General features: G+C 57.3%; 18 protein-coding genes and 1 pseudogene. 6 read left to right on the forward strand and 13 right to left on the reverse strand.

Annotated features, from left to right (window positions below; translation table 11 throughout):
* Positions 1–392, forward strand: a pseudogene (locus AC812_RS18220) (autotransporter domain-containing protein); the annotation flags it as partial.
* A gap of 193 nt (positions 393–585) precedes the next feature.
* Here AC812_RS18220 and AC812_RS00575 read toward each other — a convergent pair.
* The 3 genes from AC812_RS00575 to AC812_RS00585 form a co-directional block, all read right to left on the reverse strand.
* Positions 586–3,468: a cation-translocating P-type ATPase gene (locus AC812_RS00575; protein WP_061913296.1), complete on the reverse strand. Its 2,883-nt coding sequence runs from the start codon at positions 3,466–3,468 to the stop codon at positions 586–588.
* An 82-nt stretch (positions 3,469–3,550) separates the two neighbouring features.
* Positions 3,551–4,825: a glucose-1-phosphate adenylyltransferase gene (locus AC812_RS00580; RefSeq protein ID WP_061913298.1), complete on the reverse strand. Its 1,275-nt coding sequence runs from the start codon at positions 4,823–4,825 to the stop codon at positions 3,551–3,553.
* Between the two features lie 79 nt (positions 4,826–4,904).
* Positions 4,905–5,540 (reverse strand): sulfite oxidase-like oxidoreductase, encoded by a 636-nt coding sequence (locus AC812_RS00585; RefSeq protein ID WP_061913300.1) that lies wholly within the window; start codon positions 5,538–5,540, stop codon positions 4,905–4,907.
* A 412-nt stretch (positions 5,541–5,952) separates the two neighbouring features.
* On the opposite strand from AC812_RS00585, the gene AC812_RS00590 reads away from it, so the two are divergent.
* From AC812_RS00590 to AC812_RS00605, 4 genes are read left to right on the forward strand one after another with little or no spacing between them, the layout of a single operon-like run.
* Entirely contained in the window at positions 5,953–7,530 is a 1,578-nt protein-coding gene (locus AC812_RS00590; protein WP_061913302.1) for a sensor histidine kinase, read from the forward strand.
* A gap of 33 nt (positions 7,531–7,563) precedes the next feature.
* Entirely contained in the window at positions 7,564–8,421 is an 858-nt protein-coding gene (locus AC812_RS00595) for an MBL fold metallo-hydrolase (protein WP_061913303.1), read from the forward strand.
* A gap of 36 nt (positions 8,422–8,457) precedes the next feature.
* Positions 8,458–9,513: an asparaginase gene (locus AC812_RS00600; RefSeq protein WP_061913305.1), complete on the forward strand. Its 1,056-nt coding sequence runs from the start codon at positions 8,458–8,460 to the stop codon at positions 9,511–9,513.
* A 5-nt stretch (positions 9,514–9,518) separates the two neighbouring features.
* Positions 9,519–10,211, forward strand: a complete 693-nt coding sequence (locus AC812_RS00605) for an endonuclease III domain-containing protein (protein ID WP_061913374.1) — start codon at positions 9,519–9,521, stop codon at positions 10,209–10,211.
* Between the two features lie 167 nt (positions 10,212–10,378).
* On the opposite strand, the gene AC812_RS00610 is transcribed toward AC812_RS00605, so the two are convergent.
* The 7 genes from AC812_RS00610 to AC812_RS18225 all read right to left on the reverse strand — a co-directional run bounded on the left by AC812_RS00610 (position 10,379) and on the right by AC812_RS18225 (position 17,170).
* Positions 10,379–11,203, reverse strand: coding sequence for a M55 family metallopeptidase (locus AC812_RS00610; RefSeq protein ID WP_061913307.1), 825 nt, complete (start codon positions 11,201–11,203; stop codon positions 10,379–10,381).
* 27 nt (positions 11,204–11,230) lie between these two features.
* Positions 11,231–12,271 (reverse strand): SIS domain-containing protein, encoded by a 1,041-nt coding sequence (locus AC812_RS00615; protein ID WP_061913309.1) that lies wholly within the window; start codon positions 12,269–12,271, stop codon positions 11,231–11,233.
* A gap of 5 nt (positions 12,272–12,276) precedes the next feature.
* Positions 12,277–13,242, reverse strand: coding sequence for an ROK family protein (locus AC812_RS00620; protein WP_061913311.1), 966 nt, complete (start codon positions 13,240–13,242; stop codon positions 12,277–12,279).
* Positions 13,239–14,099 carry a carbohydrate ABC transporter permease gene (locus AC812_RS00625; RefSeq protein WP_061913313.1) on the reverse strand — a complete coding sequence of 287 codons (861 nt, stop codon included), beginning with the start codon at positions 14,097–14,099 and terminating at the stop codon, positions 13,239–13,241. Before AC812_RS00625 ends, AC812_RS00620 begins: the two co-directional genes overlap by 4 nt.
* Positions 14,099–15,013 carry a carbohydrate ABC transporter permease gene (locus AC812_RS00630; protein WP_201797687.1) on the reverse strand — a complete coding sequence of 305 codons (915 nt, stop codon included), beginning with the start codon at positions 15,011–15,013 and terminating at the stop codon, positions 14,099–14,101. The genes AC812_RS00625 and AC812_RS00630 overlap by 1 nt, the downstream gene beginning before the upstream one ends.
* Positions 15,014–15,091: 78 nt before the next feature.
* Positions 15,092–16,390, reverse strand: a complete 1,299-nt coding sequence (locus AC812_RS00635) for an extracellular solute-binding protein (protein ID WP_061913315.1) — start codon at positions 16,388–16,390, stop codon at positions 15,092–15,094.
* Between the two features lie 45 nt (positions 16,391–16,435).
* Positions 16,436–17,170: a GntR family transcriptional regulator gene (locus tag AC812_RS18225; RefSeq protein ID WP_061913317.1), complete on the reverse strand. Its 735-nt coding sequence runs from the start codon at positions 17,168–17,170 to the stop codon at positions 16,436–16,438.
* A 167-nt stretch (positions 17,171–17,337) separates the two neighbouring features.
* Between AC812_RS18225 and AC812_RS00645 the strand changes: the two genes are divergently transcribed.
* Entirely contained in the window at positions 17,338–18,156 is an 819-nt protein-coding gene (locus AC812_RS00645; protein WP_061913318.1) for an alpha/beta fold hydrolase, read from the forward strand.
* Positions 18,157–18,163: 7 nt separating this feature from the next.
* Here the strand turns inward: AC812_RS00645 and AC812_RS00650 are convergent, their stop codons facing one another.
* From AC812_RS00650 to AC812_RS00660, 3 genes are all read right to left on the reverse strand, one after another.
* Entirely contained in the window at positions 18,164–19,573 is a 1,410-nt protein-coding gene (locus AC812_RS00650) for an LCP family protein (RefSeq protein ID WP_061913320.1), read from the reverse strand.
* 75 nt (positions 19,574–19,648) lie between these two features.
* The gene (locus tag AC812_RS00655; RefSeq protein WP_061913322.1) at positions 19,649–19,873 is read right to left on the reverse strand and encodes a Trm112 family protein; all 225 of its coding nucleotides are present in this window, start codon (positions 19,871–19,873) and stop codon (positions 19,649–19,651) included.
* A 250-nt stretch (positions 19,874–20,123) separates the two neighbouring features.
* Positions 20,124–21,485 (reverse strand): cytochrome P450, encoded by a 1,362-nt coding sequence (locus tag AC812_RS00660; RefSeq protein WP_061913324.1) that lies wholly within the window; start codon positions 21,483–21,485, stop codon positions 20,124–20,126.
* Positions 21,486–21,510: the final 25 nt, after the last annotated feature.

Raw genomic sequence — 21,510 nt, forward strand, 5'->3', positions numbered from 1 at the left:
CCCCCACACCGGTGACGCCGACCCCGCAGGATACCGTCGAACCCACCCCCACACCGGTGACGCCGACCCCACAGGATACCGTCGAACCCACCCCCACACCGGTGACGCCGACCCCACAGGAGACCATTGAAATCACCGAAACCAGCGTGGTGCGCACACCGGTAGATACGCCGCCGCCGGGTGAGACGGCTACTCCCGCGCCGACCGATCAGCCGCCGCCCCCGCCGACTTTACCGCCACCCCCGCCCTCGACCACCGTGCTGATCCCGGTGACGGGTGGAAATCTCATGCCGCCGGTTCAGGCCTGGCTGAAGACGTTGTTCACCTACCTTGGATTGTTGTTGTTGGGCGTCGGCATGGTGGTACAGGGCGCCGGCAAGTGGATGCGCTGATCGGCTTTCGTCTGAGTTAATAAAACCCCTTATCTCCCCGCTTTCACTCAGAGAGCGGGGAGAATGTTTGAGGGAAGGGTTTGGGGTTATCAGCTCTGATGCCTTGTGTAAACGAGGGAGTCGTTGATAGCGGTGACTTCCCAGCGGCTTTGCGGGGGATTGCCACGCTCGTTGTGCTCGCTCGCAATGAGGTTTACAAAGTGGATCTCTTCCGCCCTGCCTCTGCAGCGGCTTTTTGAGGGCGGCGGCTCATCCAGTATTTGGCCAGTTCCGCCGCAATCGAGGGAATCAGCAGCAGCGGCAGAATGATCCGCCAGTCTTCCCAACCCAGCGCAACCGTGTTGAAAACCGGGTGGAAGAACGGGACATACACCACCATCAAGAGCAGCGCCAGCGAAAAAAGAACGGCACGGTTCATCCACGGATTGCTGAAAACGCCGATTTTCAAAATCGGGTAGCGCTCGGAACGGGCGGTAAAAGCGCGCAATAATTCGGACAGCGAAAGGGTCAAAAATGCCATGGTTTCGGCAGCGGCAGGCTCATACCTTAATCCCAGCCCAAAGGCCGTCAGGGTAACGGCCGTGATGGCAATCGTCTGGATCAGCACGCCAATTTGCATGGAGCGGTTGATGATGGGTTCCTGCGGCGGACGGGGCGGTTGATCCATGATATCCGGGTCACCCTTCTCGGTGCCGAGCGCCAGCGCCGGGGCGCCGTCGGTAATCAGGTTGAGCCACAACAATTGAATTGGTGTCAGCGGCGAAAGAACTCGTTCACCGGCAAACGGAAACAGCCATTTGCCGAAGGCCGTCGGTAGAAAGATGATCAAAATTTCTGCCAGATTGCAGGAAATCAGGTAGTAAACGAATTTGCGGATATTGGAGTAAATGATGCGCCCTTGCTCGATGGCCGAAACGATACTGGCGTAATTGTCATCGGTCAGCACCATGTCGGCGGTTTCTTTGGCCACATCCGTGCCGGTGATGCCCATCGAGATGCCAATATCGGCGCGTTTGATGGCCGGCGCGTCATTGACGCCGTCACCGGTCATCGCCACCACCTCGCCGTTGGCTTTGAGGGCGTCCACAATCCGTTTTTTATGCTCCGGTGAAACGCGGGCAAATACAGCCGTGTGCGGAACTTCACGCTGGAGGTCGGCGTCATCCATTTCGCTCAACTGACCGCCGGTCAGTACTTTTTGATTAGGGCGCAGCAAGCCGATGCTCTCCGCAATGGCACGGGCGGTATTGGGGTAATCGCCAGTGATCATGATGGTGCGCACACCGGCGCGGCTGGCTTTTTCCAGCGCCGGGCGCACTTCTTCGCGGGCCGGGTCAATCATCCCGATCAGACCGGCGAAGACCAGATCCTGTTCCAGTTCGGGTGCGTTGATTTCCTCCGGCAGCACCGAAACAATCCGGTAGGCCACCCCCAGCACGCGCAAAGCCTGTTGGGTCATCTCATCGTTGGCAGCCAGAATTCGCTTTCGGGTTGCTTCATCCAACACCGCCGGCTGATCACTGGCGGTTTGGTAGTAGCGACACAATTCCAGCACCACATCCGGCGCGCCTTTGACTTGAATGATGTGCTGACGGCGGTCGGCCTGATCATCCAGCGGCGAAATGTCCTCGCGGTGCGGATCGCGCACCTGGTGAATGGTGAGCATGCGCTTGCGCTCGGAATCGAAAGGAATTTCCTGTTCGCGCGGGTAAGCGCGGTTTAATTCCTCCGGCAACGCGCCGGCTTTGGCGGCGGCAATCAGCAGGGCACCTTCGGTCGGGTCGCCGATGATGCGAAAGGAAGAGTGACCGTTGGAACTTTCGAGGCGTTCGAGGACGGCATCATTGTTGAGGGTGCCCACCCACAGCGCGGTCAGCAGTGCGGGATGGTCGTCGAGGTGGATTTTTTCTCCGTTCAGGCGAAATTCACCCTCGGTGCTGTAACCGGCTCCGCTGATTTCGTACATCTTCCCGTCCACCCAAATCCGCGTGACGGTCATGGCGTTTTGGGTGAGCGTTCCGGTTTTGTCGGAGCAGATCACGGTGGTGGAGCCGAGCGTTTCCACCGAGGAAAGCCGGCGGATAAGGGCGTTACGTCGCACCATCTCGCGCATCCCCAGGGCCAGCGAGATGGTGACGATAGCCGGTAGCCCCTCCGGGACGGCGGCAATCGCCAGACTGACCGCGATCATGAACATGTGAAGAACCTCGCCGCCCTGTAAAATACCGGCGAGGAACACCAGTCCGCAAATGACCAGCGCCGCCCAGCCGAGGGTTTTGCCCAATTGATCCAACCGCCGCTGCAGGGGTGTTTCTTCCTGATCCACCGATTGGAGCATGCCGGCAATCATCCCCAGTTGAGTGCGCATGCCGGTGCTGATGACCACACCGCGCCCGCGCCCGTAGGTAACGGTTGTCCCCATGAAAGCCGTATTTTTACGGTCGCCAATGGCCGCATCGGGTTGCAGCACCATGGTGGCGTTTTTCTCCACCGGCATGGACTCACCGGTGAGGGCGGCTTCTTCAATGCGCAGGTTGACCGTTTCCAGCAGGCGGATGTCGGCCGGGACGAAATTACCGGCTTCGAGGAAGACGATGTCGCCCGGCACCAGCTGGCTGGCCGGCAGGCTGATTCGCCGCCCGTCCCGCAGGACTTGAGCATCCGGGGCGGCCAGTTTTTTCAGGGCAGCCAGTGACTGCTCGGCACGGCTCTCTTGAATCACGCCCAACACGGCATTCAGGATCACAATTGCCAGAATGGCAGCCGATTCGATGAACGGTTCGTTTTCGATGTAAGACACCACGGCAGAGATCAGCGCTGCGGCAATCAGCAAGATGACGACAAAGTTATTCAACTGCCCAATCACCAGTTGAAGGAAAGTACGTCGTGGCGCTTCGGCTAACTGGTTCGGGCCGTACTCTGCCAGACGTTGGGCGGCTTCTGCACTGCTCAGCCCGCTTTGCGGGTGGGTGTGCAGTTCCTCCAGCAGGGTTTCGGTATCCAGACTGTGCCAGGCAATTTTGAGGTCGCGCTCAGCCAGGCCAGCAGCGGAAATTTCAGCGGTTCGATGGGACATGTGGGAATAAACTCCAACAAAGTTGAGCTATGTCACAGGAGAATATGTGAGCCAGTGGCAGTGGCTGGCTTGGGAGTTGAGATTACGGGACGATGTGGGTACCGTGAGGGATGATGGTGTCTTTGGGAATTACCACAATACCATCCCGTACCACCCAACCCTCTCCATCCAGGTCTTTACCGGTTGGGAAAGGTTGAATGACCACATTTTCTCCAATACGGGCATTTTTGTCAATGATGGCGCCGCTGATCTGGCAGTTGCGGCCGATGCCCAAAGGTATTAACCCCGCAGAGGTGCTTTCCGGTTCGCTGCAACTGGTGGTGTCGTAATAATCGGCGCCCATGATGATGGAGTTTGAAATCCGCACCCCAGAGCGAATTTGACTGCGTAAGCCGATGACCGAGTTGGAGATTTGGGCATTTTTGACACAACAGCCCTCGGCAATCAGCACATTTTCCAGATGACTGTTTTCGATCAGTGAACCGGGCAAAAAGCGCGGGTGAGAATAAATGGGCCGTTGCGGGTCATAGAAATTGAACGGCGAGTTGGGTTTTGCGAGAGCCAGGTTGGTATCGTAAAATGAACGGATTGTCCCAATATCTTCCCAATAGCCGTCGAAGTCGTAGCCGAAAACCTTGAGGTTGTCAATGGCGTGAGGAATCACATCACTGCCAAAGTCGTCGTAATCGGGGTAGCCTTCCAGTAATTCGGCGAGGATGTCGGTTTTGAACAGGTAAATCCCCATGGAACCGAGGAAGGGGCGGGCCGGGTCATCCCGGCTGACCAGTTCGCGCAGGATAGCCTCGTCCTTTGGTTTTTCGGCGAAGCGGGTGATGCGGTAGTGGCTGTCACGCTTGAGTATGCCAAAGCGGCCGGCGTCTTCTTTGCGAACCGGCTGAACGGCGACGGTAATATCCGCACCGTGTTCGAGGTGAAAGTCGAACATGGCGGCGTAATCCATGCGGTAGAGATGATCGCCTGCCAGAATCAGGACATAGGGAGCGCGGGTAGCACGGATTTCAAATAGCTGTTTGCGCACGGCATCCGCAGTTCCCTGATACCAGTCGGCGCTGGAAATGGTCTGTTCGGCTGCCCAGATCTGCACCCAGCCGGTGTGGAAGGTGTCGAATACATAGGTATTGGCAATGTGGCGGTGCAATGAAACCGAGTTGAACTGGGTCAGCACCGCGATGCGGTAAATCCCGGAGTTGATGCAGTTGGAGATGGGGATGTCAATCAGACGATATTTACCGGCGATGGGTACCGCCGGTTTGGAACGCACTGCGGTGAGGGGATAAAGCCGCGCGCCCCGTCCGCCGCCCAGAATGACCGCCAAAACATCTTTTGTGCCAGCCATGTTCACCTCCCGCAGTTATTCTTGTTGATGTAAGCATACCCGATTCAAAATCTCTCGTCAATCAGCAGTTTTTTGGGGCTTATCCAAACCGCTGCTCTTTCCAGATATCGGCTTCGTTGTGGTAACCGGCCTCTTCCCAAAAACCGGGGCGGTCGTGTTTCATGAATTCCAGACCGCGCAGCCATTTGGCGCCTTTCCAAAGGTAAGGGGTTTTCAGGTCAGGACGATTGGGAATGTAACCGACCACACCGCGCAGGGGGTAGCCGTGATCGGGAGTGAGCGGTTCACCGTTGTAGTGGGTTGCCAGCAGAAAGTTATCCGCCAGCACGACTTCCAGCGGCAGATTGACGGTAAAGCCGTATTCGGCGTGCTGCATCACATAGCGGGCGGTGGGGAGCGGCTTGAACACGCCTTGCTCGATCATGCTCCGCACCGAAACCCCCTCCCATTCAGTGTCCAGTTTGCTCCAACGGGTAACACAGTGCAAGTCCATGCGCACGCGGGTCTTTGGCAGACGGTTGAATTCTTCCCACGTCAGGGTCACTTCCTTTTCGACTTCGCCCCAGATGCGCAAAGTCCACGTTTCCAGATTGACGGTGGGAACCGGTCCGTAATGCAGCACCGGAAATTTGGTAGTCAGCGCCTGACCGGGCGGCAGGCGGTTTTCAGTGCGAGCGCGTTCTTCTTCATCCCTACGGTTAAATAAATTAAACATCATCACACCTCTAGCAGAGTTTTGCGCGTTGGTTGAAACACTGGAAAATGCCAGAGCGAACCCGCCCGGCGATGAATTCTTTCAGCAGTGCCCAATTTCATGTTGTTTAATTCAATTATACCTGAGAGCGGTTTAAGACAATGGGCTGTCCATTCTAAAGATTTGACAAATCGGGAAAATTGTCCCTGCAAAGGGACGGGGAGATTATGCTATACTGAACATGAAATCTGAAGAGCCACGGGTGGCGCAGCGGTGATCGTTACAAGCAAGAACGCTTTACCCGCCGTTTACCTGTGACCGCATTATATACATTATCCAAGGCAGGTAACCTTTCTTTGGGAGCGCCGGCAACGGTTTGATGCCCTCAGCAGAATGCCAAAATTCGCCAAGGCAGGGAGGAATAGCAGCCGTAATGGAGAATCAAATACACCAGCAGGACGCCATTTCACGTTCTTCTCTGGCATTGTTACTGGATATCAGCCGCGAACTGGCGGCCAGCCTGGAACTGCGCACGGTACTGGCACGGGTCTTATTGCTTTCGACGGTGAATGTGGGGGCAGAGCGCGGCAGTCTGATCGTCTTGAACGAAACCGGCCAGCCGGTGGAAGCGGCCATCGCCATTCACGGCCAGGTCTTTCACCCGACGGTGGAGGAGATGCAGTCCATTCTGGAACGCGGGCTGGCCGGTTGGGTAGCCCAAAACCGCCAGCCGGCGCTGATCCCCAACACGCGCGAGGATGAGCGCTGGACACGCCGGCCGGATGATGCAGCCGAGCGAACCGGCAGCAAGTCGGCCATCTGTGTTCCGTTGTTTTCCAGCGGCCAATTGACCGGCGTGCTGACGCTGGTGCACGCCCAAACCGGCTTTTTCACCACCGATCATCTGGCGTTGTTGCAAGGCATTGCCGATCTGGCGGGGATTGCCGTGCGCAATGCACACCTGTATCGCTCCATGCAGGAAGCCCAGCGCCGTTACCGCGAACTGTTCGAGGACAGCATTGACCCGATCCTGATTACCGACTGGCAGGGCCGCATTCTGGAAGCCAACCGGCAGGCCCAGGCGGTTACGGCCTGCTCTTTGGAAATGCTGCTGGAATCGAGCATGGATCAACTGCAAAGCCCGCAAACCCCGCCACTGAGCGAGTACTTTCACGCCCTGCAAGAGGGCCAGACGGTACATTACGAGACCGAATTGCAACGCCAGGGGATTTCGCCGTTACCGGTGGAGGTGTACATCCGGCGGGTGATGGTGGGTGAAAGCCCGATGCTGCAATGGATTTTACGCGATATCAGCGAACGCAAACAACTGGATACCCTGCGGGATGATCTCTCGGCGATGATTTACCACGACCTGCGTTCACCGCTGGCCAACATCATTTCCAGTCTGGATATTCTTCAAACCTTGCTGCCGCCGGATGCGGCTGAAAACATTCAACCGGTTTTTGATATTGCCGTGCGGGCTGCCGAGCGTTTGCAGCGGTTAATCAGCTCACTGCTGGACATCAACCGGCTGGAAGCCGGTCAGCCGATCATCAACAAACGCCCGGTTCAGCCGCGCGTCCTGGTTAACGAGGCGGTGGACGCCACCCACACCCTTGCCGAGAGCAAGCGTCAGCAATTATCGGTTGTGCTGGATGATGATTTGCCGGTCATCTCGGTGGATGTGGATATGATTCGGCGGGTGCTGATTAACCTGATCGAAAATGCAATCAAGTACACCCCCATGCAGGGCGCCATTGAGGTGGGCAGCCGCCGCGAAGGGGAGATGATTCGCTTTTGGGTGCGGGATAACGGCCCCGGCATCCCGCAGGACGCTCTGGAATTGATTTTCGAGAAGTTTAACCGCTTACAAGGGGAGCGCTACCCAAAGGGTTTGGGGCTGGGGCTGGCATTTTGCCGGTTAGCGGTACGTGCGCATGGTGGTAAAATCTGGGTTGAAAGTACGCTGGGTGAAGGCAGTCATTTCATTTTCCTGCTGCCCATCCGCTAATCATCCCCATCTTATCGGGAGAAAAGGGTTTCAATGCAGCAAATACTGGATCGCGTTTATATCGAAGATTCATATCCGGGAGTTGTGCTGGGGTTGATCATCACCCCCCACGGTCAGGTGATGATTGATGCTCCCTTCCGCCCGGATGACATCCGCCTGTGGCGGGCAGCCATGCTCAATTTGGGCGGCGGTGTCGAGCGGTTGTTGATCAATCTGGATGTGCATGCCGACCGGACGATTGGCTCACGGGCAATGGAATGCACGGTGGTTGGTCATGAAAAAATGGCGGAGGTTTTCCGCAACCGCCCGATGACCTTCAAAGCCCAGGGTGCCGACACGGGCGCCGATTGGGAATATCATAACGGATTGGGCAGTATCCGCTGGGCGCCTCCCGAAATCTCCTTCACGCAGCGGATGAAAATTCACTGGGATGAAGACCCGCTTTTACTGGAATACCGCCCCGGCCCGGCAGCAGGGGCAATTTGGGCGATTCTGGAGAAACGCAGTCTGATTTTCCTGGGTGATGCGGTGGTGGTCAATCAGCCTCCGTTTCTGGCCGGGGCGGATATTCCCCAATGGCTGGAAACCCTGCAAACGCTGCTGACCCCGCCTTACCAGAATCACCTGCTGGTGAGCGGCCGCAATGGCCTGATCACCCACAAACATGTTCACCAGCAGATCGAGTACCTCAAAAACATTCAGGCGCGCATGGACGATCTGGCAGCCCGCAAAGGCGAACCAGCCGAAACCAGCAACTGGATCAACGATTTGCTGAACGGGATGAGTTTCCCGCCCGAACGCAAAGCCCAGTACTATCAGCGCTTGAAGTGGGGATTGGAACAGTACTACAACCGCCATTACCGCTCGATGGGTCAGGAACTGGACGAGTAATCCTCCCAATCATCTCTCTGCATGGACGGCTTATCAATGAATGAAACTTCCTGTGTTCCCCTGGTCGAATTGACCCGCGGCAGCATTGTCGAGTCCTTTCATAGTGGCTGCGTAGCGGTGGTAGATGCGGCCGGCAACCTGCGTGCCGCTCTGGGTGACCCGCATTATGTCACCTTTTTGCGCTCATCTTCCAAACCGTTTCAAATCTTGCCGCTGCTGGAAAACGGTGGAGCCGAGGCCTTTCACCTGACCGACCGTGAGATTGCTCTGATGTGTGCTTCGCACTCCGGCACGGATGAGCATCTGGCGGCTATTCTGGCGTTACAGGAAAAAGTTGGGGTGCGGGAAAGCGATCTGCTGTGCGGAACGCATCCGGTCTTTCATCAACCCACCCAGGAAGCCCTGATGCGGCGGGGGGAATCACCCACCCCCAACCGGCATAACTGCTCCGGCAAGCACACCGGTTTTCTGGCGCAGGCCGTCCTGAGCGGCTTCTCAAAGGCGGAGTACATCAACCCGGCCCACCCGGTTCAGCAAAGAGTGCTGCAAACTTTTGCAGAAATGGTCAACTACCCGGCTGAAAAAGTGGTCATCGGCATTGATGGCTGTTCGGCGCCGGTATTTGCGGTGCCGCTTTATCACGCTGCCTGGGGGTTGGCGCGTCTGGCCGACCCGCGCGGCCTGCCGGAAAAGCGGGCGCAGGCCTACCGGCGGGTTACCCGCGCCATGGCAGCCGAGCCCTTTATGGTGGCCGGCCCGGATCGGTTTGACACTCTGGCGATGGAAGCCGGGCAGGGTAAATTCATCTGCAAGGCTGGGGCAGAGGGCTATCAGGCTATTGCGGTCATGCCCGGCGCGTTGAGTGAAAACAGCCCGGCGCTGGGGATTGTATTCAAAGTGGCGGATGGAGACCCCTCCGGACGGGCGCGCCCGGTGATTGCGGCGGAGATTTTGCGCCAGTTAGGTTTGCTCGGCGAGGATGACCTTCGCACCCGACTGGCCAACGTTGCAGCCCGTCCGCTGACCAACTGGCGCGGCCTGGAAATTGGAGAAATCCGCCCGGTGTTCCGCCTGAACCTGCAATGGGGTTGAATCGAATGCAGCCTTCCAGCCCCCCTTCCGAACTTGCCGGGCGTGCTGCTGAAATTCACCGGCGTCTGCTGGAAGTTTACGGGCGACCCGAGTGGCGCCAGCCTTTACGGCCGTTGGATGAACTGGTTTCCACCATCCTTTCCCAAAACACCAACGACCGCAACCGGGATGCGGCTTTCGAGGCGCTCAAAGCCCGTTTTCCGAGCTGGGAAGCGGTGCGGGATGCACCGGCCGGGGAGGTTATTGAAGCCATCCGTCCGGCCGGGCTGGCCAATCAGAAAGGGCCGCGCATTCAGGCCGTCCTGCGCCAGATTACCGCCGAACGCGGACAGCTGGATCTGGACTTTTTGCGCGACTACCCACCCGAAGAGGCTCACGCCTGGCTGATGCGTTTCAACGGGGTGGGACGCAAAACGGCGGCAATTGTGCTGCAATTTGCGCTGGACAAACCCGCTTTCCCGGTGGATACCCACATCTACCGCGTCAGCGGCCGGTTGGGGTTGAGGCCTGAGGGCATGACGGTGGAACAGGCGCATGACCATCTGGCGGCTCTGTTTCCGCCGGAAGATTACGGAGCAGCCCATCTCAACCTGATTCGGCTGGGGCGGGAAGTCTGCCACGCCCGCAAACCGGCCTGTCCGCGTTGTCCACTGCGCGATTTATGCCCGTACCCGACCAAAACCGGGGCGCTTTCCTGAACAAATGAGACAGTCAAAAGCCGGAGCGGTCATGGTGGCAACGCAGCGAGCTGACCCAGCGCTGGAGCCTCCTCGCTTTGCTCGGAGTGACAGTTATCTTTGCAAATGCCACCGCGGGTAGCGGGACCTGCTGATTATTGAACGGTAAACAGGATCCCGAATTGAGTTTACTTTGCAGCCAGTCCGACCGCGGCGCGGAAAGCGCGGTAGGCTTCCAGCATATCCGCGGCGCGGTAAGCCAGCCGCCGCCCGTCCAGGCGCTGGCTGCCGGGCAGCAGGGCGGCGTTATCGGTCATCTGCGGGTAGTGAAACTCGATTTCGAGGTTGACCGGCGTATCCACGCGCAGGGGGGGTGGAGCGTCCCCGGCTATCAGCCGGCGGACGGCCCGCTCGGCCGTTTCGCGGATGACACGGCGGGCGGTTTCCAGCGGAAGGCACTGCGCGCTCATCCTTCCGCCGGCAGTTTTGACCACTGCCGTTTCGATGCCGTTGACCCATTCGGCGGCTTCGGCGCAGACCGCCTGATCGCCGGAGACCATCAAGACCGGCACGCCAAAATGCCCGCACACGGCTGCATTGAGGCCGAACTCGCCCACCAGTCGGCCGTTCAGCCAGACATTGAAAACCCGCACGCTCGACCAGGTGTGATCCAGAATGGCGTTTTGCGTGCCGGCCCGGGCATGATAGCCGATGAACAGGGCAGCATCAACCCCCTGATCCACACCGTCCACCATGCCCCAAGGGGTGGGGCTGCCGGAAAATAACTGGGCGCGCGGATCGAGTTCCTCAATGAGAATGTTACTGCCGTTCCAGTGACCATCGGCGACAATGAAATCGGTTGTGCCGGCGGCGGCTGCGCCCTGAATGGCGGCGTTGACATCCCCGGTCAGCAGGCGACGGAAACGGGCGTATTCGGCGTGGCTGGGGTCGGTCTGGTCGAAATTCACCACGCCAGAAGCCCCTTCCATGTCGGTTGCAATCAGGATTTTCATCAGGTTAACTCCGTTTTTTTTCTTATTTTATTCCTGAAGCACAACCTTGCCCAGATGACGGAACTGTCCCGGCTCATAACCGCGCAGTTCAGCCAGTACAATGCTCAACACCTGCACGGGTAAAATCTCCAGCACGGGGCGGGTGAGCGGTTGGGAGGGTGGAATCAGCCAGGCGGGTAAGTCGGGTTCGGGTTGGGTATCAATCCAGACGGCATGGCCGCCGTGGTGCAGGATGTCCCTTGCCAGATTGAGGTTCAGGCTGCGGGCGGGCTCATCACCGCCAAACACCCCTGCATAAAACTGTTCGTCCACCAGTTCGAACGGCCCGTGGCGGAACTGCGCCGCACTCATCCCCTCGGCAGGGAATTTGGCGGCTTCTTTCAACACCAGCGCCCCGTTGAAAACCGCCGCCAGCGAACCGCCCCGTCCGACCAGCAGCAAGTTTTGCAGGTTTTTGGCAAGCCCGGAGATAATCTGGCGGTGCTCGTCCAGCCTTCCGAGATAACTCTCGGCAGCATCGGCGGCTGCGTAGAAGGCATCCAGTGCAGGCCCGATCGGCTCGTCCAGCATCTGGGTGGCAGCCAGCCCCATGACGGCCAGGGTGTTCAGGTACGTGCGGGTGCTGACGGTGGATTCTGCCCCGGCGTTGAGCGGCAGCAGGAAATCGGCTGCTGTGGCAAGCGGACTGTCGGTTTCATTGGTCACTGCCAGCATGGCGGCCGGCCGGTTTTCGCGGCAAATTTCCAGCAGGCGCACAATTTCGGCGCTGCGCCCGGATTGCGAGACCACCCACAAGAGTGTCTTAGGGGTGATCTGTGAGGCGGAAAAATGAGCCAGTTCACCCGTTTCGACCCAGAGGATTGGGAGGGGTAAGGCGCTCAACCGCAATACGGCCGGATACGAACCATTCAGGGATGCTCCCATGCCGGTGATTAAGATACGGTCAAACTTTCCGGCGCGGACGGCCTGAACAATTGAGCTCAACAATTGCACCGGATAGCCCTGCAACGCCGCGCGCAGGGCATCGGGTTGGGAAAGAATATCTTGCACATACGGGTTGTTGTTCATGTTGATTATCCTCTGATTTGCTGCCAGATAGCCCTCGCCGCGCCGAGTACGCCGGCTTTGTTGCCCAGTGAGGCCGGTGTAATCCGAACGCGGCGGGTGGGAACGACCACATCATGTTGAGAAAGCACCTGTAAAATGTGCGGGATAAACAAATCGTAGTTCTTCATCACCCCACCGCCCAGGGCAATACATTCGGGCAGGTAAAATAAAAGAACATTGACCAATCCCAGACCGAGGTAGGTGGCTGCCTCGCGGATGATTTGTTGTGCCAGCCGGTCTCCCTGACGGGCGGCTTCAACGACCTGGACGGCATCAAGGGGGTGGCCGTTCTGTTCGAGCCGCGCCAGCAAACTTTCGGGGTACTGCGGAATTGCACGGCGGGCGCTTTCAACGATTGCCGGGCCAGAAACGAGGCTCTCCAGGCAGCCTCTTGCACCGCAATAACAGGGAGGGCCGTTCGGGTCGAGTACCTGATGACCGGCTTCGGGATGCTCGCCGTCCATGCCGCGGTAAATATGCCCGTCAAGAATGAAAGCGCTGCCGACCCCCGTGCCGACCGTCACCAGTGCAAAGCGGGAAGTGCCCTTGCCCGAACCGAGCCAGGCTTCTCCCAGGGCAGCGGCGTCTGCATCGTTTTCCATGATGAGCGGCGCGTCAAACGCCCGGCTTAGCGGGGTGCGGACATCCACATTTTCCCAGCCGGGCAGGGTGTAGGGGTTTTGGATGAAGCCGTTTTCGCGGTCAAGCGGACCGGTGCTGCCAAAGCCAATTCCGGCGATCTGCTTGATCCCGGCCTGTTCCATCACCTGATGGATCAGATTTTGAATCCGCAAAATTCCCTGTTCTACGCCGCGGGCTGCCTCAATCGGCGCCTGAGCCCAGGCTTTGATTTCTCCCCGCCGGCTGACAACCGCCGCACGGACGTTGGTACCGCCCAGATCAATGCCAACAACAAATTCTTCCTGGCTCATCCCTTAACCGCTCCGGCAGAAAGTCCACTGACGATGAAACGCTGGAAGATCAAAGCCAGAAGTACCGGCGGCAGGGCCGCCAGAATACCGCCGGTCATCATCGCGGTAATATCCACCGCATAACGCCCGGTAAACTCGGCAATGGCAACCGGAACGGTTTTAGCGGCGACGGTACTGGTGAAAATCAGAGCAAAGAAAAATTCGTCCCATGCCAGTAAGAAGGTGAACAAGGCCGTGGAGATGATGCCCGGCGCTGCCACCGGAATGACGACACGGAAGAGCGTATTCAGGCGGGAACTGCCATCAATCAAGGCGGCGTCTTCCAGCTCTTCCGGCACGGTTTCAAAAAAGGTGGTCAGCATCCAGATGGTAAAGGGCAGGGCAAAACTCAGGTAGGTGAGTATCAGCACAATCGGTTTGTTCAGAATACTCAAGCGGGCGGCGATGATGTACAGAGGGATGACCAGAGAAATTTCGGGGATCATCCGGACACTCAGCACGCCAAAAAACACCGCATTGCGGAATGGCAGCCGCAAACGCGCCAGCGCGTATGCTGCCAGCGAGCCGATTACCAGCGAGATGACGGTGGTGGTCAGCGCTACCAGCAGGGAATTGCCCAGCGTGATTTTGAAAGTGCGGGCAACTTCGGAGACGGCTGTGCCCGGCACGAGAATATCCAGATAATTTTTTAGGGTGGGGTGTTCGGGAATCCAGCGCGGCGGGGTGGCCAGCAGGTCGGCGCGGGTGGAAATGCTGGCCAGAAAGAGCCATGCAATCGGAGCGTAGATGACTAGCAGCGCCAGCAGGGTCAACAAAAAGTAGAGGACTTTACTGCCGATTTGACGGGATGTGTTCATCAGCGCAAATCCTCCCGGTACAGGAGTCGGATGTACAGTAAAGCCATGATCAGCGTAAAGGCTGAAATGAGAAACGAGAGAGCCGCGCCTCCGCCCAGCCGTCCGTATGAAAACGATTCAAGATAGGTAAGATAAGAGATGGTCACAGTGCCAAAAGCCGGTCCTCCCTGGGTGATGACATAAATAATGTCGAACACGCGAAAAGCCTCTACCGTGCGAATGACCAGCGCCACCAGGATGGCGGGTTGTAAAAGCGGGAAGCGGATTTTCCAGAACCGCTGCCAGACGTTGGCGCCGTCAACGGCGGCGGCTTCTTCCAGTTCGCGGGGTATGGTTGCCAGGGCTGCCTGCAAGATCAGCGCAATGAAAGGCACCGAATGCCAGATATCGGCAACAATGACCAGATTCATGGCCGTCACCGGCTCGGAAAGCCAGGCTCTGTAGCGGTCAATGATGCCTAACTGGTACAGTAAACCGTTCAGGGCGCCATAATCGGCGTTGTAGATCCAGCGCCACATAGCCCCGTTGACGATGGTCGGGATTGCCCAGGGGATGATCAGGCTGGTGCGCAGAAATTGCCAGCCAAACGGGCGGGCATGAATGAGTAATGCCAGCCCCATACCCAGAATTAATTCAGCGCCAACCGAGACAACGGTAAAGTAGAGCGTGCGGCGAATGGCTGCCCAGAAAACCGGGTTGGAAAGAAAATAAAGATAATTACGAAAGCCGACGAAACCCTGCGGCGCCGGATTGGAGATGGGTGTTTCGGTGAAACTGAGGACAAAGGTGTAAATAATCGGGAACAGGGTAATGCCGAAGATCACCAGTAAACCGGGCAGGATCAGCCAGAAGCCATCCCGCAGCCGTTGCTGGGTAAGGGTCATCGCATTTGGTTTGACCGCTGGAATACTCATCAATAAAACTCGTCCATAAAAAAGGGGGGCGGGGAAAGAGGGGATTGATTTCCCCGCCCCATTGCCGGAAGCGGTTAATTATTTGGTAGCCAGTTCGTTCCACTTGGCAGCGGCATCATTCAATGCCTGAGCCGGGCTCTTTTGTTTGGTCAGGGCTTCCTGCAAAGCCAGCTGGAGGGCTTTGGAAAATTCCGGATAGAACGGCACTTTGGGGCGCACATGCGCATAGACGATTTGGGCGCTGAAAGCCGGCACCGTCACCGGGTTGGATTCGTTCAGCGATTTCAACTCTTCCAGCGCCTGTCCTTCGTAATTGCCGCTCCAGACGGGCAGAAGATGGGCAGAGTACTCTTTCTGAATCGGCTCGCTGGTCAGGAACTTGACGTACTCCCAGGCCTCTTCGCGGTTGGGCGATTTATCAATCACCGAAAAGCCCATCGAGCCGTTGATGGTGGCGCTGGGTACGCCGCTGCCTTTGAACGCCGGCACCAGTCCAAGTCCGACTTTGCCCACCACCTGTGATTCGTCAGGATTGAGGGCGGCTAAATCGTACATGTACAGCCAGTTGAGCGCGAAGGCGGCCTTGCCCTGGGAAAAGACGTTGCGCACATCTTCCTCCACATACGAAATGGAAGCCGGATTGGACAGGCCTTCGTCAACCGTCTTGACCATCCACTCGACCACCTGGACGCCTTTCTCATTGTTGAAAGCGGGATTGCCGTTGCTGTCCACAAAGGTGCCACCATTGCCGTAGAGCAGGGCGACAAAGTCGCAGATGGCTGCTTCGGCCTGCGCCCACGACCAGACAATCGGATACTCCACCAGACCCATTTCTTTGATCTTGCGGCTGGCTTCAATCAGGTCTTCCCATGTCTGGGGAACATCAACGCCGGCTTTTTCCAGAATTTCGGTGTTGTAGTAGAAGTACTTCTGGTCTAAAAGCCACGGCATGCCGTAAATCCGCCCGTTGACCGAGGTAATGTCCCAGGCGGTGGAGAATACTTCCTGCTTGGTGTTCTGGTCAATTTTGTCGGTCACATCCCAAAGGTAACCGTTCTTGACGAACTCGGCATACCAGATGTCATCTACCAGGACGACATCGTAAGAGGGTGGATTGGTCGCCATGGCGGTGACGATTTTATCGTGAAGGGCGTCGTAGGAAACATACTCGATTTCAACCTTGACATTTGGAGAAGACTGGTTGAACTTGGCGACGATGGCGTTCATCTCCTCCGGGGTGGGGCCGGCTTGCTGCATGGCCAGCACCTTGACGACTTTCGGCCCGCTCGCCTGCTGTGGAGACGCGCATCCGGCTGCGCTCATCACCACCAGAGCAAGCAAAACCACCACAAAAACAAGACGACTTACTGCACGCATACCTTCCTCCTTATGGATGTTGAAAAGTGGAATTAAAGTGGGGCTTTACCCAATGTATTGCCGTCCGGTGTAAAAGGTGAAGTTTTTGCCGCTGTACACAGAGCGCACGTACTCGATGACGGTCATCGTCTCGGTGTAGGTGTGGCGCAGGGCAATTAACACCGGTTCACCCGGACGGATGGCGAGATGGGCTGCCAGCGCTTCATCAGCGGCGGCGGCTTCCAGCTCGGCATCTGCCCAGGTGGGATGGAGATTGTACTCGCTGCGCAGGACTTCAAACAGCGAGCGCTTTTCAAGGTCAAACTGCTCCAAGCCGGGACACAGGCTGGCGGGCAGATAGGCATCTTCGTAGGCTACCGGCTCATCGTTGACCAGGCGGATGCGTTCCAATCGGTAGACGGCAATACCGGCCGGCAGGTTCAACTCAGCCCGCAGATTAGTTTTTGGCTGGATGCGGCGGATTTGAAGCAGGCGAGATGAGGGGGTCATGCCGCGCGCGCGGATATCCTCGCTAAACGAGCGGAACCCCGAAAGTTCGCGAATGCGGGTTTGGGCTACAAAGGTGCCTTTGCCTTGCAGCGAATAGACATAGCCCTGTTGAATGAGATTGTTGATTGCCCGCCGGGCGGTGATGCGGCTGACATTGAACTGGCGGGAAAGTTCGCTCTCGGAGGGGAGTTTATCGCCCGGTTTGAGCAGGTTGTGGCGTATCTGGCGGAGCAGTTCCTGCTCAACCTGCTGGTACAGCGGTCTGGTCGTTTGTCGGATGGGTGTGACCATAATTCAATACAGGATGAATTCTAGCTATACTTATTATACTTATTATAACAAGTTTTTCGATGTTCACAAGGTGCCGTTTTGATGTTTTGAAATAGATTTTTCTATAAAACATTACCCGCGGCTTGAAACGGGAGTATACTGAGTTTTGGATTTGAGGGAAATCAGTCATGCCGCAACTATTTTACGGACACATTCTCTCGGATGGGGTACGCATTCAATATTATCGTACCGGTGGGCAAAAACCACCGATCATTTTACTGCACGGTTTGAGCGACAATGCCCTGTGCTGGAACCGCGTGCCGCTGGTTTTGGAAGTGGAGTTTGATGTCATTCTGATGGATGCGCGCGGGCATGGCTCTTCCGGGCTGGATGAGCGCGGGGCTTCACCGCTGGTTCAGGCTCAGGATGTCTGTACCCTGATCGAAACGCTCCAATTGCACAGGCCAATCCTGATCGGTCATTCGATGGGGGCGGTAACGGCGGCGTTGACCGCCGCTCAACTGCCAAAGGTGGTGCGGGGAGTGGTTTTGGAAGATCCGCCGTGGCAGGAAATTGGCAGCGGCGATGGGGCGCGGCGCGAGAAAAAACTGGGCGACTGGCGCGAATGGCTGACCAGCCTGAAACAAAAGTCTCTGGAAGAGATTATCGCCGAGGGCAAACGACTCAATCCGCTTTGGGATGAAAGCGAATTTTTCCAATGGGCAAAAGCCAAACAGCAGGTCAAACTGGAAGCACTGAACTGGATTGTCCAGCCCCAGCCCGAATGGTCTGAGATTGTCCCGCAAATTGCCTGTCCGGGATTGATCATCACCGGCGAACCGTCTTTGGGGGCTGTGCTTACGCCGCCGGTGATTCGCCAGATCGAGAAGGCATGGCGCAAAAGCAAAACGGTGCGCATTGCGGCTGCTGGTCACAATGTGCACCGGGAAGCTTATATGAACTTTTTGCGGGAAGTAGCCGCATTTATCAAGCGGCTGGGTAAATAAGAACCGCTCAGGGCATTGGGTTGGAGGCCGCCCAATCGCTGCCGACGACGACGGCGATGTCATAAGGGGCGTTGGGGTCGAAGCGGTTATACACGCGCGGATTCTCAATTCCCATCAGGCCAGCCAGATAACGCAGGGTGTACGGCTTGCCGTTGTAGACGAAGAATGTAGTCACGTTGTAGAACTGATCCGCGGTGGATTCATCCACCACGTTTAAACCCTGCTGGCGCAGCCAGGCTGCGGTTTGCCCGGCCAGGCCGTCCGCTCCGCTGCCATTTTGCACCGATACCCGCGCTGCCTCTGCCTGCATCAGCGATGCCGCATCCTCAGCAACAGCCACCGGCCCTACCGGCCCACCGCTGGTGAAGATCTCGTCGCGAATCAAGCGGATGCGGTCGGGAATGGGGATGAGAATGTCCAGCCCGTCCGGGGAAGTCCCAAATTCAACGGCATCGGTGCCGATGACAGCGCGTTTGATGTTCTGTTCGGGGATCTGCTGGGCCAGCCACGCCAGCCGAATGACCTGTTCGAGGGTCATGTTGGTGCGTACCCCGGAAGCCAGCTCGTTATAGAGTACCGGGGCACGGGTGATCAGCGTCGGCAGCATATCGAAGCTGAGAATACGGTCACGGATGGCCAGCACAACCTGCTGCTGACGGCGGGCGCGGTCGAAGTCGCCGCCTTCGGTGTAACGCTGACGGGCGTAGGCGAGGGCAATATCCCCCGGCAGGGTCACCACCCCCGGCTCCAGGGTGATCTTGCGGTTGCTGCCCATCACCACCACGGTGATGGGTTCTTCAACGCGGATTTTGACGCCTTTGATTTCGTCAATGAAACGCACAAAGGCGTTGAAATCAATCTGGGCGTAGTATTGAATATCCACACCGAGGAATTGCTTGACGGTTTCCATCGCCAGAGCCGGACCGCCGCCGGGCAGTTTATCCAGTTCGCCGAAGTAATAAGCCTGATTGATCTTGTGGTAATCGTAACCGGGGATGTTGACCCACATATCCCGCGGGATGGAGAGAATTCCGGCGGTGTTGCTGATGGGATCGAGGGTGAAGAGCATCATGGTGTCGGTGCGCGGCACTTCGCCGGCTTCCCAATCGCGATAATCCAGTCCCATCAACAGGACGTTGACGCGGTTTTTGCCGTCCCACGGTTGAGGTTGCGGCCCGCCCGACGGCTGTAAAATGGTGTTGGGCGGCAGGGTGGGGACAGCCGGATTATTGGAGGTACTGCCAATCGCAACGCCTTCCAGGGGGGTTGCCGTCCAGGATTTGAAAAGATCCCGGGCGACGTTGAAGGTTACCACGGCAGTAATGACCGCCAGGATGATAAAAACAATCAGGACGATCAGCGTCACCCGATCCAGCGGTGTCCGCTTATATGCCATTCGTTGTTGTCGTTGAGCCATCTTGATCTTTCGATAACGCGTAGAAGTTCGGATCATGCCCCTTGAGGGTGCAAGATCCATTCCACTTGAAGAGAGTTATTCCATGGGAGGTGGGGGGACGGGTAGAGCCTCCGTAGCGGTGTGGATCCACTTGTCGCCTTCTTCAATCAGCATGACGGGGATGTCTTCCACAATCGGGTATTTGCGTCCGCAGTCACGGCAGATCAGCCAGCTTTCTTTGTAATAATCCAGCAGCCCTTCTTTTTCACGAACACAGGCCGGGCAGCGCAGAATTTCCAGCAGTTCCGGGTTAACCATCATTCCTCCTGATGGAGCAGAATTTCTTCATCAATTATAATGCAGCCCCGTTCATTCATTCCTTGATTTGGCTTATCAAATTCAGCCAGGAAATGACGGGTTGAGCTTGTGAATGGGGATTATTTTACCATGAAGAGGCGAGGAAACGAATTTGGGGCCTGAAACGAAGATGCGTAAGGGGACAGGAAATCTTTTGGGCTTTGGGGGAGACCGCCACGCCGCCTGACGGCGGCTGGCGGTGACTTGAGCGGGATTACTGGCGTTTTTCAAAGTAAACCAACACACCCGGACGTGGCTGCAAGGTGGCAATCGGGGTTGGTTTCACCTTAATTCCTTCTACCAATTCCACCCGGAAATGCTGCAAGATGATCGTCATCAGCAATTGGGCTTCCATTTGGGCAAAATGATTGCCGATGCACTGCCGCGGCCCTCCGCCGAACGGGTAATAAGCGTAACGGAGGCGCTGAGCCGAACGCGCCTCGCTGAAACGCTCGGGGTCAAAGGCTTCGGGGTTCTCCCAGTAATCAGGATGGTGATGGGTCACATACGGGCTGAGGAAGATCATCGTTCCGGCGGGAATGGGGTAGCCTTGAATGACATCATCTTCGATGGCGTGGCGGGCAAACATCCAGGCAGGCGGGAAAAGGCGCAGCGCCTCGCTGAAGACCATTGCCCCGTAAGGCATGGACTGCAAATCCTCCACGGTGGGGGGGCGGTCGCCAATGACCTGGCGGATTTCATCCATCAGACGGAATTCGACCAGCGGGTGTTGAGCCAGCAGGTAGAATGTCCATGCCAGAGCGTTGGCGGTGGTTTCGTGCCCGGCGAGGAAGATGGTCATCAACTCGTCGCGGATCTGGCGGTCGGGCATTCCTTCGCCGCTCTCCGGGTCGCGTGCCATCAACAAGCGCGATAGTAAATCGCCGTTATCCGTGTCGCTTTGCCGGCGTTTTTCGATCAGCCGGTAGATGAATTCGTCCAAAAAGCGCAAGGCGCGCTCATGCCGGAGATTGGCCGGGGTGGGCAATTTTTCCAGAATCGGGTGGGGCGAGAAAAGCACCTGATTAAGGTGTTCGAGGGTCTGGTCAAAGGCTTTGCCGAGCGCATCGGCCTGGTCACCGACATCATCACTGAACATGGTGCGCACGATGATGGTTTGGGTCAGGCGCATCATTTCCTCGCCGAAATTGACCGGCTGGCGCTGGCGAGCGTATTCTTCCCATTTTGGCAGGCGTTCCAGCGTGGCATTGATCATCACCGTGGCATACTGATTCAGGTTCTGGCGGCTGAAAGAAGGCTGAATGAGGCGGCGCTGGCTGCGCCAGAATTCACCTTCGCTGGTGACCAATCCTTCACCCATCAACGGTTTGGCCTGATCGTAACCTTTGTGGTAGTTACGGTTGTTATCCTGCAGCACGTACTTGACACCCTCGGGATGACTGACCAGATAGGTGGAACGGCTGGCAAGATCGAGGCGCACCACCGGACCATAGCGAATGGCTGCATTCAGCAGAAAGTTGAGCGGATCGCGGGCGAAACGCGGCAAAACACCCAACACCGGCATACCGGCGGCTGCGGGTACGGGAGAAAGCGCGGGAGCAGTAACTTGAGACATCTTACACCTCTTCTATCAATGTTTG

The organism is Bellilinea caldifistulae, assembly GCF_001306055.1.
In the GTDB taxonomy this organism is placed as follows: domain Bacteria; phylum Chloroflexota; class Anaerolineae; order Anaerolineales; family Anaerolineaceae; genus Bellilinea; species Bellilinea caldifistulae.